Annotated in this window: 10 protein-coding genes and 1 pseudogene; 4 read left to right on the forward strand and 7 right to left on the reverse strand. The window is 73.3% G+C overall.

Going from position 1 to position 13,115, the window contains the following annotated elements:
• Positions 1–10: 10 nt before the first annotated feature.
• Positions 11–736 (reverse strand): ZIP family metal transporter, encoded by a 726-nt coding sequence (locus tag ACGFQ9_RS33180; protein ID WP_393579063.1) that lies wholly within the window; start codon positions 734–736, stop codon positions 11–13.
• A gap of 115 nt (positions 737–851) precedes the next feature.
• On the opposite strand from ACGFQ9_RS33180, the gene cobC reads away from it, so the two are divergent.
• Both cobC and ACGFQ9_RS33190 read left to right on the forward strand, forming a co-directional pair.
• Positions 852–2,519 carry an Rv2231c family pyridoxal phosphate-dependent protein CobC gene (gene cobC, locus ACGFQ9_RS33185; RefSeq protein WP_393579064.1) on the forward strand — a complete coding sequence of 556 codons (1,668 nt, stop codon included), beginning with the start codon at positions 852–854 and terminating at the stop codon, positions 2,517–2,519.
• 71 nt (positions 2,520–2,590) lie between these two features.
• Positions 2,591–3,796, forward strand: coding sequence for a CapA family protein (locus ACGFQ9_RS33190; RefSeq protein WP_393579065.1), 1,206 nt, complete (start codon positions 2,591–2,593; stop codon positions 3,794–3,796).
• A 159-nt stretch (positions 3,797–3,955) separates the two neighbouring features.
• Here the strand turns inward: ACGFQ9_RS33190 and ACGFQ9_RS33195 are convergent, their stop codons facing one another.
• Both ACGFQ9_RS33195 and ACGFQ9_RS33200 read right to left on the reverse strand, forming a co-directional pair.
• Positions 3,956–4,888, reverse strand: coding sequence for an SCO1860 family LAETG-anchored protein (locus ACGFQ9_RS33195; RefSeq protein WP_393579067.1), 933 nt, complete (start codon positions 4,886–4,888; stop codon positions 3,956–3,958).
• A 261-nt stretch (positions 4,889–5,149) separates the two neighbouring features.
• Positions 5,150–6,277: an amidohydrolase family protein gene (locus ACGFQ9_RS33200; protein WP_393579069.1), complete on the reverse strand. Its 1,128-nt coding sequence runs from the start codon at positions 6,275–6,277 to the stop codon at positions 5,150–5,152.
• Positions 6,278–6,361: 84 nt separating this feature from the next.
• On the opposite strand from ACGFQ9_RS33200, the gene ACGFQ9_RS33205 reads away from it, so the two are divergent.
• Positions 6,362–7,450: a pyridoxal-phosphate-dependent aminotransferase family protein gene (locus ACGFQ9_RS33205; protein ID WP_393579070.1), complete on the forward strand. Its 1,089-nt coding sequence runs from the start codon at positions 6,362–6,364 to the stop codon at positions 7,448–7,450.
• 53 nt (positions 7,451–7,503) lie between these two features.
• Here the strand turns inward: ACGFQ9_RS33205 and ACGFQ9_RS33210 are convergent, their stop codons facing one another.
• The gene (locus ACGFQ9_RS33210) at positions 7,504–8,571 is read right to left on the reverse strand and encodes an aminotransferase class V-fold PLP-dependent enzyme (RefSeq protein ID WP_393579072.1); all 1,068 of its coding nucleotides are present in this window, start codon (positions 8,569–8,571) and stop codon (positions 7,504–7,506) included.
• A gap of 89 nt (positions 8,572–8,660) precedes the next feature.
• A complete protein-coding gene (locus tag ACGFQ9_RS33215) occupies positions 8,661–9,362 on the reverse strand; it encodes a DsbA family oxidoreductase (RefSeq protein WP_393579074.1) in 702 nt (233 codons plus the stop codon).
• Between the two features lie 198 nt (positions 9,363–9,560).
• On the opposite strand from ACGFQ9_RS33215, the pseudogene ACGFQ9_RS33220 reads away from it, so the two are divergent.
• Positions 9,561–11,056: pseudogene (locus tag ACGFQ9_RS33220) on the forward strand (IS200/IS605 family accessory protein TnpB-related protein).
• On the opposite strand, the gene ACGFQ9_RS33225 reads toward ACGFQ9_RS33220, so the two are convergent.
• Together ACGFQ9_RS33225 and ACGFQ9_RS33230 are read right to left on the reverse strand one after the other, a co-directional pair.
• Positions 11,046–11,522: a GNAT family N-acetyltransferase gene (locus ACGFQ9_RS33225; RefSeq protein ID WP_393579075.1), complete on the reverse strand. Its 477-nt coding sequence runs from the start codon at positions 11,520–11,522 to the stop codon at positions 11,046–11,048. The pseudogene ACGFQ9_RS33220 and the gene ACGFQ9_RS33225 overlap by 11 nt on opposite strands.
• A gap of 55 nt (positions 11,523–11,577) precedes the next feature.
• The gene (locus tag ACGFQ9_RS33230; protein ID WP_393579077.1) at positions 11,578–13,026 is read right to left on the reverse strand and encodes a peptidoglycan D,D-transpeptidase FtsI family protein; all 1,449 of its coding nucleotides are present in this window, start codon (positions 13,024–13,026) and stop codon (positions 11,578–11,580) included.
• Positions 13,027–13,115: the final 89 nt, after the last annotated feature.

Genomic DNA, 13,115 nt, shown 5'->3' on the forward strand with positions numbered 1-13,115 from the left:
GCCGACGGGCTCACTCCGCGATGCCCACCACCAGCCAGATGCCCGCCACCCCGCCCACCGTGCACATCAGCGTGGACAGGGCGGGGTGGGTGTGGTGGGCCTCGGGGAGGATCTCCGCGGCCGCGAGGTAGAGCAGCACCCCGCCGAAGAACGCGAGGTACGCGCCGAGCGGCTCCTCGGGCAGGGTGAACAGCAGGGTGGAGGCCGCGCCGACGACCGGGGCGACCGCGTCCGCGAACAGCATCAGCTGGGCCTTGCGGCGGGCGTTCCCGTAGAGGCGGGTCAGGGTGTACGTGTTGAAGCCGTCGGCGAAGTCGTGGGTGACCACGGCCAGCGCGACCGCGACGCCCATGCCCCCGCCGACCTGGAAGGCGGCGCCCAGGGCCACGCCGTCGGCGATGCTGTGGCCGACCATGGCCGCGGCGGCGGTCAGGCCGACCTGAGGGGTCCGTCCGCCGTTCTCGGCCCCGTGGGCCGCCTGACGGACCGCCAGCAGTCGTTCCACGACGTGGGCGACGAGGAATCCGGCCACGAAGAGCAGCAGTGCGAGCGGTACGCCGAAGAGCGGGCGGCCGGCGGCCTCCAGCGCCTCCGGGAGCAGGTCCAGGCCGACCACGCCGAGCATCAGCCCGCCGGCCAGGCCGAGCACGAGGTGGCGGCGGTCGGTGACGCGTTGCGCCGTCCACCCGCCCGCCAGCGTCATCAGGAACGCGCCCAGAGCCACGATCACCGCCATGTGCCCCTGCATACAGACTGCGGGCGGCGGGCGCACGTCCGCGCGCGGGGTGACGGCCGACCGGGCTCCGGCGGATACGCATTCGACGACGGACATGACGGAGAAAGGGCCCCGGATGGGCGAGAGTGAGCGGGTCATCGTCGGGGTCGGCGGCCGGGCCGGGGTCTGTGTGGAGGAGGTCTGCAAGCTGGTCGAGGAGGCGCTGGGGCAGGCCGGGCTGGCGCCCGGAGCGGTCGCGGCGCTGGCGACCGTCGCGGCGAAGGCCGGGGAGCCCGGGATCGCGGGCGCGGCGGAACGTTTCGGCGTACCGCTGCTGGTGTATCCGGCGGAGGACCTGGCGCGGGTGCCGGTGCCGGGCCTCCCGTCCTCGGCGGCCGCCGCGGCAGTGGCCACGCCCTCGGTGGCGGAGGCCGCGGCCCTCGCCGGGGGCGGTGAACTCCTGGTCCCGAAGCGGAAGTCGCCTTCGGCGACCTGTGCGGTGGCCCGAGCAGCGGCCCGCACGGTGGCTGCCCGCACACCGGCCGACGTCCCTGCGGGTACCCCTGCCGGGGCAGGTGCCGGGGCAGGTGCCGGGGCAGGTGCCGGGTCCGACGCCCGCGCCGGAGCACCGGTACCGGCCGGCACCGACGCCCATGCCGCCCGAACCGGAACCACAGGCGACCTGCCCCCGGCCGAGGGCGGCAACCCCGCCACAACCGGCGGGCCGGCCGCGGGTGGTGGCCCCGCCGTGGGTGAGGAGGGGCACGATCTGCGGCATCACGGGGACGCGGAGGTGGTGGACGCCGGAGCCGGGCTGGTCGATCTGGCCGTCAACGTACGGGCGGGCACCCCGCCGGCCTGGCTCAAGGAGCGGATCGCGGGCTCGCTGGACTCGCTCGCCGCGTACCCCGACGGGCGGGCCGCCCGGGCGGCGGTCGCGGCGCGGCACGGGCTGCCGGTGGAGCGGGTGCTGCTGACCTCGGGTGCCGCCGAGGCGTTCGTCCTGATCGCGCGGGCGCTGGCCGCCGTACGGCCGGTCGTGGTGCACCCCCAGTTCACCGAGCCCGAGGCCGCGCTGAGGGACGCCGGGCACCGGGTGGAACGGGTGCTGCTGCGGGAGGCGGACGGCTTCCGCCTGGATCCCGCCGCGGTGCCCGAGGACGCGGACCTGGTGGTCGTGGGCAACCCGACGAACCCGACCTCGGTCCTGCACCCGGCGTCGGTCGTGGCCTCACTGGCCCGGCCGGGGCGGGTCCTGGTCGTGGACGAGGCGTTCATGGACGCCGTGCCGGGCGAACGGGAGGCGCTGGCGGGGCGTACGGACGTGCCGGGCCTGGTCGTCCTGCGGAGCCTGACGAAGACCTGGGGGCTGGCCGGCCTGCGGATCGGTTACGTCCTGGCAGAACCGGAAGTGATCACGGCGCTCGAACGGGTGCGGCCGCTGTGGCCGGTGTCCACGCCGGCGCTGGTCGCGGCGGAGGCCTGCGTGTCACCGGAGGCACTGGCGGAAGCGGAGGCCGCGGCGCGGCAGATCTCCGTGGACCGGGCGCACCTGCTCGCCGGGCTGGCGGAGTTCGAGGAGGTGTCCTCGGCGGGTGTCGCGGAGGCGTCCTTCGTGCTGATCCGGGTCCGGCGGGCGGCGGAGGTCCGGCTGCGGCTGCGCGCGCTGGGGTTCGCGGTGCGGCGCGGGGACACGTTCCCGGGGCTCGGCCCCGACTGGCTCCGCGTGGCGGTCCGGGACCGCCGCACCACGGGCCGCTTCCTCCAGGCCCTGGACGCCGCCCTGACCCTGACCTCGCCCTAGGCCGATCGAACCGGAAGCCCCGGAAGGGAACCGATGTACGACCGTGGGCATCTGATGGCCCGGAGGGATTGATGAAGACATCGGTGAAGGCCGCGGCAGCGGTGGGCGGCTTGGCCCTGGTGGCAGGTGCGGTGTTCGCGCTGCCGCGGATAGGCGACGGGGACGGGGCCACGGCCACGCAACGGCTCGGGGCGGGGCAGCCGTCGCCCGGCAAGGCGGGGGCGCCCGACGCACCGCCGGACGCCCGTCCGTTCACGCTCGTGGCGACCGGGGACATCATTCCGTACCCGTCGATCATCCAGCGCGCCGCGGACGACGCCGGCGGCAGGGGCCACGACTTCCGGAAGATACTCGCGGGCGTCAAGCCCGTCGTCGCGGGCGCCGACGTCGCCCTCTGCCACCACGAGATACCGTACGGGCGGCCCGGCGGCCCCTACACCGGCTACCCGACCTTCAAGGCGCCGCACCAGCTGGCCGACGCCCTCAAGGACGCGGGGTACGACGGCTGCTCGACGGCCTCGAACCACACCCTGGACGCCGGCTACGAGGGCCTCGCCCGCACCCTGGAGCACCTCGACCGGGTCGGCATCAAGCACACCGGTTCGGCCCGCAGCGCCGAGGAGGCCCGGACCCCCGGGTGGGTCACCGGAGGCGGCGCGAAGATCGCCCAGCTCTCGTACACGTACGGCACCAACGGCATTCCGCTGCCGGCCGGCAAGCCCTGGGCGGTGAACGTCACCGACAAGGAGCGGATCCTCGCCGACGCGCGCGCGGCGCGGGCGGCCGGGGCGCACGTGGTGGTGCTCAGCATCCACTGGGGCACCGAGTGGCAGACCGCGCCGGACGCGCAGCAGCGCGAGCTGGCCCAGGCCCTGACCGCCGCCCGCACCGACGGCCTGCCGGACATCGACCTGATCATCGGTACGCACAACCACGTGCCTCAGCCGTACGAGAAGATCAACGGCACCTGGGTGGTCTTCGGCATGGGCGACCAGGTCGCCAGCTTCGTGCCGGCCGACAAGAAGCGCGGCAACCAGTCCTCCATCCCCCGGTTCACGCTGAACCCGTCCACCGCGCACCCGGGCCGCTGGGAGGTGGTGAAGGCCGAGTACTTCACCCAGTACTCGGACATGGGACCGCCGTTCCGCGTGGTGTGCACCTCCTGCGACGGGACCGGCGGGCGGGCCGACTACAAGGCCGTGGACCGGCAGGTCACCGAGGCCGTGATGTCTCGCGGGGCGGGGGCGCAGGGACTCACCCGCGCCACCCGCCCCTAAGGAGAACTCCGGTAACGCAGCGGCTTGCTCGATGGGGAGAGCCCGCCTCTCGAGCCGGCACGACCCGCTCAGTTGTAGTTGGGATTCAGGCCGCCCATGCAGACGGCCCCGTTGATCCCGAAGCCCGTTGCCCCGGCACCCCGGGTCGCGGGCCGGGCGTCAGACCCGGCCGCGGCGGCCCCGGCTCAGCACCAGTGCGCCCGCGCCCACGCCGAGCAGCAGCAGTGCGCCGCCCGCCACGTACGGAGTGGCCGAACTGCCGCCGGTCTCGGCCAGGTTGGCCTGGGTCCCGGAGGTCTGCGGCTTCAGGTCCGCGTTCGCGGACGGGGCGGCCGGCATCGGCGTGGGCTTCGGGGAGGGCGAGGAGGAAGAGGCGGCGGGGGCCTCGCAGCGCGCTTCGGCGAGGACCACCTCGCCGTCCACCTGCGCCACGTTCAGGTTCAGGGGGTTGACCGAGACCTTCAGGCGGAGCGCCGTCGCGGCGGCACTGCGCGAGGTGGTCTCCGTACCGGACAGGGTGAGGCTGACCTCGCCGACCCCGGGCACGGCCACCTTGGTGGTGCCGCCCGCGGACAGGGTGGTCTTCTTGCCGAGCACGGTCACCGAGCCGAGCACGTTGGAGCTCGCGGAGGGCTGCTTCCCCGCCTCGCAGGAGACCTTGGAAGTGACCTTCTCCACCTGGATCAGCGACAGCAGCGGCAGTCCCGGGACGTGGACCTTCGCATTGAGCAGGTTGACCTCGGCGGCGGCCCGCGACCGGTCGGCGGTCGCCTTGGTGGTCGCCACGTCCGCCCGCACCACATTGACCGGCCGGCCCTGGTCGACCCCGTCGAGGGTGACGGTCAGCGCGGTCTGCTGCGCCGTGGCCGGGGCGTGGACCTCGTTCAGGGTGGCCTTCAGCGGCACGTGCACGGTCTTGTTGAGCAGGCCCACGTCGAGTCCGGTGCGGAGGACCACCGCACTGGCCTTGCCCTGGCCTCCGCCGGCCCCACCGCCGCCGGTGGCGTGGGCGGCGGGTGCGGCGGCGAGGACGGCGACGGGCGCGGCCGCGGCGAGCAGGAGTGCGGGCATGCGGAAGGTGGTGCTGTTCACGGTGGTGGAACCCCCAAGGAGTTATGGAGCCGTCGCGCCGCCAATGGGGGACATTGCGCGCGCCGACGACCTCGACCCCGGAATCTTTACGCACTGAGAGTGAACAGGTGGGCACCTGGCGTCAGTTCACCCCAAGGGGTGGTTTTCATGCGCATATTCGATTCTTCGGACTCAAGCGGAACGCGGGTTCTCTCCCGCACCGGCCGGACGCCCGGTGCGGGCGATCACAACGACCGCCCGCACCGTCGGGTCACGCCCCCGTCAACCCCGTACCTGCCCGCGCAGCACCACCCGCAGCGGGTCGGCCAGCACCCCCACGTCCTCGCGCGGATCCGCCCCGTAGACCACCAGGTCCGCCGGCGCCCCTTCCGCGAGGCCCGGCCGGCCCAGCCATTCCCGGGCTCCCCAGGTCGTCGCCGACAGGGCGTCCAGGACCGGGATGCCGGCCTTCACCAGTTCGGCCACCTCGGCCGCGACCAGGCCGTGCGGCAGCGAGCCGCCCGCGTCCGTGCCGACGTACACCGGCACGCCCGCGTCGTAGGCCGACCGCACCGTGTCGTAGCGCCGCTCGTGCAGCCGCCGCATGTGCGCCGACCAGCGCGGGAACTTGGCCTCGCCGCCGTCCGCGAGCCTGGGGAAGGTCGCGATGTTGACCAGGGTCGGCACGATCGCCACCCCGCGCTCCGCGAACAGCGGGATGGTCTCCTCGGTCAGGCCGGTGGCATGCTCGATGCAGTCGATGCCCGCCTCGACCAGATCACGCAGCGAGTCCTCGGCGAAGCAGTGCGCGGTGACACGGGCGCCCAGCCTGTGCGCCTCGGCGATGGCCGCCTCGACCTCGGCGCGGGGCCAGCAGGCCGTCAGGTCCCCGGCCCCGCGGTCGATCCAGTCCCCCACCAGCTTCACCCAGCCGTCGCCGCGGACCGCTTCCCGGGCGACGTACGCGACGAGGTCCTCGGGCTCGATCTCGTGGGCGTAGTTGCGGATGTAGCGGCGGGTGCGCGCGATGTGCCGTCCCGCCCGGATGATCTTCGGGAGGTCCTCGCGGTCGTCGATCCAGCGGGTGTCCGAGGGCGATCCGGCGTCCCGGATCAGCAGCGTTCCGGCGTCCCGGTCGGTCAGCGCCTGCTTCTCGCTGGTCGCCTCGTCGACCGGGCCGTGCGCGTCGAGGCCGACATGGCAGTGGGCGTCGACCAGGCCGGGCAGCACCCAGCCGTGCACCGTGGTCACCTGCCCGGTGCGGGCCGCGCGCGGCCGCTCGTAGGTGATCCGGCCGCCGACGACCCAGAGCTCGTCGCGGACCTCCTCGGGCCCGACCAGCACCCGGCCCTTCACATGCAGCACTTCGCTCACGCCGACCACGTCGCTCCCGTCGCTCCTGTCGCCCATGAACGCACTGTACGCATGCGGTCGGTACGCTCTCCGGGGTATCACCGGACAACCCCGGCAACCCCGGACGAAGAGAGCGGACCCGTGAGCGCCCACCCCCTGCTGGACCTGCCGCCGCTGACCGCGGAGCGTTTCGCGTCGATCGAGAAGGGGGTCGCGCGGCTCCTCGGCACCCGCCAGGACGTGGTGATCACCCAGGGCGAGGCGCTGCTGCCGCTGGAGGCGTGCATCCGGTCGGGGGCCCGGCCGGGGTCCACGGCGCTGAACGTGGTGACCGGGCCCTACGGCACCACCTTCGGGAACTGGCTGCGGGACTGCGGGGCGACCGTGGTCGACCTGGAGGTGCCCTTCGACACCGCCGTCACCGCCGGGCAGGTCGCCGACGTGCTGGCGGCGCACCCGGAGACCGGCTTCGTCTCGCTGGTGCACGCGGAGGCGGCGACCGGGAACACCAACCCGGTGGCCGCCGTCGGCGAGGTGGTACGGGCGCACGGGGCGCTCTTCATGCTGGACGCGGTTGCCTCGGTGGGCGCGGAGCCGCTGCTGCCGGACGAGTGGGGCGTGGACCTGTGCGTGATCGGCGCGCAGAAGGCGATGGGCGGACCGGCCGGGGTGTCCGCGGTGTCGGTCTCGGACCGCGCCTGGGAACGGTTCGCCGCCAACCCCGCGGCTCCGCGCCGCTCCTACCTCTCGCTGCTGGACTGGAAGGAGCGCTGGATCGACGGCGGCCGGAAGGCGCTGCTGCACGCCCCGGCCCAGCTGGAGATGCTCGCGCTGGAGGCGTGCCTGGACCGCCTCGCGGAGGAGGGTCCGGACGCGGTCGCGGCCCGCCACGCCGCGGCGGCCGCCGCGACCCGGGCGGGTGCGGCGGCGCTCGGGGTGGCGCCGTACGTGGCGGTGGCGGCGGAGGCCGCGCCGGTGGCCACCACGCTGCGGGTGCCGGAGGCGGCGCTGGTCGCGGCGAAGGCCCTGGCGGCGGACCCGTCGGTACCGCTGGCGGCGGGCGGGGGCGCCCTGGCGGACTCGATGCTCCGGGTCAACCACTACGGTGCGGCGGCGGCCCTGCCCGCGGTCGCCTCGGCCCTGACCGCCCTCGCGGGCGCGCTGTCAGTACCGGCGGCGCCGGCGCTGGCCGCGGCGGAGTCCGCCTGGTCGGCGGCCCTGCGGGGCTGACGGCCGGCCGGCGGTCGCGCCCCGTGGGCGCCGTGCACCGTGTCGGCGGGAGGTCAGTCCGCCAGGGCGTTCAGCAGGCGGTCCACGTCCGCCTCCGTGTTGTACAGGTGGAACGAGGCCCGCAGGGACCCCGCGCGCCCGGCGGTGAGGATGCCCGCGCGCGCCAGCTCCGGCTGGCGCGCGGCCAGTCCCGGCACCGAGACGATCGGAGAGTCGCCGGGCACGGGCTCGAACCCGAGGTCCGCGAGGCCCGCCCGGTACCGGGCGGCCAGTGCGGTGTCGTGCGCGTGCACGGCCTCGATCCCGACGCTCTCCAGCAGGGCCAGCGAGCGTTCCGCCGCGTGGTACGCCAGGAAGGCCGGGGACTCGTCGAACCGCCGCGCGTCCGGCGCCAGTTCCGGCATCGGCCCGTACGTGGCGTCCCACATGGACTTCGCCGCCACCCAGCCCGCGTGCAGCGGGACCAGCGTCTCCCGGACCTCGTCGGAGACCGTGAGGTAGGAGGCCCCGCGCGTGGCGAGCAGCCACTTGTACCCGGCCGTGACCACGTAGTCGTAGGGCGAGGCGTCGAACGGCAGCCAGCCCACCGCCTGGGTGGCGTCCACCAGCATCCGCGCCCCGTGGTGCGCGGCGGCCTCCCGGATCGCGGCGAGGTCGGCGGTCCGCCCGTCCGCGGACTGTACGGCGCTGACCGCGACCAGCGCGGTGTCCTCGCGGACGGCCCCGGCGAGCTCCTCCAGCGGTACGAACCGCGTCCTGAGGTCCCCCCGGACCACGAACGGGTTGATCACCGAGGCGAACTCCCCCTCGGCGAAGAGCACTTCGGCTCCGGAGGGCTGCGCCGCGGCGATCAGGCCGACGTGGGTGGAGACGGCGGAGCCGACGGCCACCCGGCCGGCGCCGACGCCGACCAGGCGGGCGAAGCGCTCGCGGGCCGCTTCCACCAGGTCGAAGTCGCCGAATCCGGCGGCCACTCCGGCCGCCGCCGCGTCGGCCAGCTCGCGGACCGCGGTCACGGCACTGCGCGGGAGCAGCCCGCAGGTGGCGGTGTTGAGGTAGGTCGTCTTGGGGGAGAACTCATGGCCCGGGTCCGGGACCTGCTCGTTCAGCGGAAGATCCATGTCTCCACTGTGCGCCGCCCCGGACTCAAAGTCCATTGCCGAATATTGCGTGACTTCCCCAAGGCTCCCTTATGCGCGGTGGGGGTGTGTCAGTGGACCGCGCAGGCGCCGTCCGCCTCGCACGCCTCCGCGCCGGCCTCCGGCTCCTCGACCTCGCGTCCGGCCCACGCCTGCTCCAGCGCGCGGGTGAAGACCTCGGCGGGCTGCCCGCCGGAGATGCCGTACTTGCGGTCGAGGACGAAGAACGGCACCGCGTTCGCGCCCAGTTCGGCGGCCTCGCGCTCGTCGGCGCGCACCTCGTCGGCGTAGGCGGTGGGGTCGGCCAGCACCGCCCGGGCCTCCGCCCCGTCCAGTCCGGCCCCGACGGCGATCCCGATCAGGACCTCCGGGTCGAACACGGACCGCTCGTCCGCGAAGTGGGTACGGAACGCCAGGTCGAGCAGAGCGTCCTGGCGTCCGCGGGCGGCGGCGAGGTGAAGCAGCCGGTGGATGTCGAAGGTGTTGCCGTGGTCCCGGCCGTCGAGCAGGTAGGACAGGCCCTCGGCGTGGGCGGTGGCCGCCACGTGCTCCTCCATGGCGCGGGCCTCGTCGAGGGTGCGGCCGTACTTCCTGGCGAGCATCTCGACGACGGGCACGGCGCGGGCCGGGTCACTGTGCGGGTCGAGCTCGAAGGACCGGAAGACCACCTCGACCCGGTCCCGGTGCGCGAACGCGGCCAGCCCCTTCTCGAACCGGGCCTTGCCGATGTAGCACCACGGGCAGGCGATGTCGCTCCAGATCTCGACGCGCATGATCCTTCTTCTCTCCGATGCGGCGGGGTCAGGGTCTGGAACACCCGGCCGGACCGTCTCATTCCCCGGACGGTGCCGGGGGCGGCGGGTCGAGGGTCCCCACCTGCTGATCGCCGAAGAGGGGCAAGTGAGCGTAACCATGTGTGAGTGAGTGTCGTTGCCAGGACCGTGCCCGCAGGGCACTGGAAGCCGCCGGACATGGCTGACCTCCGCCCGATCGCCGCGCCGTTCGTTGCCCTCGGCCCGTCCGGTGTGGCGGTCCGCACCCGGCTGCGGGACCTGGCGCCCCAGGACGAGAAGGTGCTGCGCCTGGTGGGTGCGCACCTGGGCTCGCTCGCCTCGAAGGACCTCAAAGCACGTTGCATGGACGGGCTGGAGCACTCCGCCCGAAGCCGGTATCACCACCATCGGGCACCGGCTGTCGCTGCCGGTCGGGGAGAAGGGCACCAAGCGGGCTCCGGGCGGCTACCGCTCCGCGCACGAGTGGTTCCACAAAGCACGCCGCCTGCACGTTCTGGAGGACCGGCTCGACCAGGTTCGGGCCGACCGGGAAGCGGGCCGGGTGCATGTCGTGCGGGGCGGCAAACGCCTGATGGGCGCCCGTCACAACCTCGACAAGGCGCAACTCACCGAGGCCGGGTGGTACGAGCAGTGGGAGGCCGAGCGCTGGTTCCTCGCCGCGGACGGCGAGTCCGGCAAACGCTTCGGCAACGAGACGATCCGCATCACGCCCCAGGGCGAGGTGTCCATCAGGCTCCCGGCCCCGCTCGCCGACCTGGCGAACGCCCGGCACGGCCGGTACGTACTCGCCACGAAGGTGCGGTTCCCTCACCGGGGGCAGGAGTGGGCGGACCGTGTGGAGGCCAACCGGGCCCTGGCCTACCGCATCCACTACGACACCGGACGCGGACGCTGGTACCTGACCGCCTCCTGGCAGATCCCGCCGTCGAAGACCATCCCGCTCGAAGCCGCACTCGCTGATGGCGTGGTCGGCGTGGACCCCAACGCCGACCACCTCGCCGCATGGCGACTCGACACCCACGGCAACCCGACCGGCCGGCCGCGCCGGTTCTTCTTCGACCTGTCTCGAAGCGCCCAGCACCGCGACGCCCAGGTGAGGCACGCCCTCACACGGCTGCTGAACTGGGCCAAGACCTGCGGCGTGCGTGCCGTCGCGGTCGAAGACCTCGACTTCCAGGCCGAGAAATCCCGAGAGAAGCACGGGCGCAAGCGCCGATTCCGGCAACTCATCTCCGGCATGCCGACCGGCAGGCTCCGCGCCCGGCTGACCTCCATGGCCGACGCCACAGGCATCACGGTCATCGCCGTGGACCCGGCCTACACCAGCAGATGGGGCGCCCAGCACTGGCAGAAACCGACGGCCGGCCCCACCCGTAAGACCACGGCACGACGCGGCGAGCATCGCGATCGGACGACGCGCCCAGGGACACCCGATCCGGCGATGGACGGCACCGCCCCGTGCACACCAGAGCGATGTGCACGGGCATCGGACCATCCAGGCCGACCGGCGAGCCCCCGGGCGTGAGGGACCCCGCCCCCGCATCCCCGGACCACGGACACGATCCGTGCCGCCCGGCGCGGCGAGTACGCGGGCAACCAGGACACCCAAAACCGTTCGGGATGTCCGCAGTGACCAGGCATGGGTCCAAGACCCACTCCTGCTCACTGACTAGGAACGGTGAGCCACAGCACGATGTGGGAGCCGCCCGACGGCGCGGCCGGGTCGGGGCGCCAGCCGTGGGCGGCGTAGAAGGCCTGGGCCCGCAGGTTGTGCTCGTAGACGTCCAGCCGGACCCGGGGCACCCCGGCCCGCACCCAGGCGCCGCGGCAGCTCTCGTGCAGGGCGGCGCCGATGCCGCGCCGCCAGTGGGCGGGCTCGACGTGCAGCTGGGTGAGGGTCATCCGGCCGTCGACGGGACGGAAGGCGGCGACCCCGGTCAGCTCGCCGTCCTGCTCCGCGCAGAGCACTCCGCCCTCCGTCCCCTGCAGGGCCCTGGACCAGCCCTCCCGGGTGCGGGCCAGCTCCGCGGCACCGGAGTACGCCTCCTCAGGTATCCGGCCCGCGTAGTAGGTGGCCCGGGCGCGGGCGTGCAGGGCGGCTATGGCGTCGAGGTCCCCGGGGAGCGCTTCTCGGATCATGGAGGGGAAGACGTGGCGGACACCGCAGGAGTTCCCGCCGCGTGCCCGCCCTGGCTCATTTCTTCAGGGCCGCCGCCATCATCTTCTGGGCGACGGGGGCCGCCAGCCTGCCTCCGCCGATCTCCGAGCGGTCGGTGTCCGAGTTGACGATCATCACGGCGACGGCGACCTGCTTGCCGTTCATCGTGGCGTAGGAGGCGAACCAGGCCAGCGGCGGAATGCTGTTGTTGACACCGCGCTGGGCGGTGCCGGTCTTGCCGCCGACCTCGGCCCCGGCCACCTTGGCGGGCTTTCCGCCGCCCTCGCTGACCACGGTGCGCATGGCGTCGCGGAGCATCGAGGCGGTCCGCTCGCTCATCACCTGCTCGCTCTTCGGCTTCTTGAAGCTCTCCAGCACGCCGCCGCTGCCGTCGGTGACCTCGGAGACGACGTGCGGGGCGACCAGCCTGCCGTCGTTCTCGATCGCCGCCACGACCATCGCCATCTGCAGCGGGGTGGCCTGCACGTCGAACTGGCCGATACCCGTCTGTGCCACCTGGTCCTTGGACATCTTCTGCGACGGGTACTTGCTGGGCGTCGCACGGAACGGGATGTCCTGCTTCTTGTCGTTGAAGCCGAGCTTCTCGCTCATCTCCAGCATCTTCTGCTGGCCCAGGCGGTGGGCGAGTTCGGCGAACACGTTGTTGCAGGAGAGCCGGAGGGCGGTGCGCAGCGAGACGTTGTCGCAGGCGGGGGGCTGCGCCTCGCTCTTCAGCGGGGTGACCGTGCCCGGGATGACGTAGGGGTCCTTGATTCCGGTGGGCGTGTCGATGGAGTCGAACAGCCCGTTCTCCAGCGCCGCGGCGAGGGTGACCAGCTTGAAGGTGGAACCGGGCGCCATCGGCTTGCGGGCGGCGAGGTTCTCCATCGCCCTCCCGTTGTCGGCGGAGAGCTCCTTCCAGGCCGCGCCGTCGGAGGCGGCGGTGATCCGGTTCGGGTCGAAGGACGGGTTGGCGACCATGCCGAGGATCTCGCCGGTGGCCGGGTCGATGGCGACGGCGGCGCCTTCCTTGCCCTTGAGGGCCTCGTAGCCGGCCTTCTGGACGTCCGGGTCGATGGTGGTCACGACGTTGCCCGGGTCGGCGCGCTTGTTGGTGAGCACGTCGAGGGGGCTCTTCAGGCGGTTGTCGGACCCGTCGAGGACGTCCTTGAAGACGCCCTCCAGCTGGGTCTTGCCGAACGCCTGCGAGCTGTAGCCCGTCACCGGCGCGTACAGCTCGCCGTCGGTGTACGTCCGCTTGTAGCCGAAGTCGCCCTGGTCCACCTTCTTCGAACCGGTGATGGCCTCTCCGGCCACGATGATGTTCCCGAGCGGGCCGGCGTACCGGGCGATCGTGTTCCGTTGGTTGTGGTCGTCGTCTGCGAGGGCCTGGCCCCTGTACGCCTGCACCCAGGTGACCCGGACCAGCAGGGCCAGGACCAGCAGCAGACAGAAGACCGACGCGCGCCTGATTGTCTTGTTCATCCCCCTGGAGGACGTGCCTGCCGCTCCGGGCGTTCCGCTCTGCCCCGGTTGTGGCCGGATTCTCAGGAATCTCTCATCCGGTCGCCCGC

Source organism: Streptomyces sp. NPDC048603 (assembly GCF_043199475.1).
Lineage (GTDB): Bacteria > Actinomycetota > Actinomycetes > Streptomycetales > Streptomycetaceae > Streptomyces.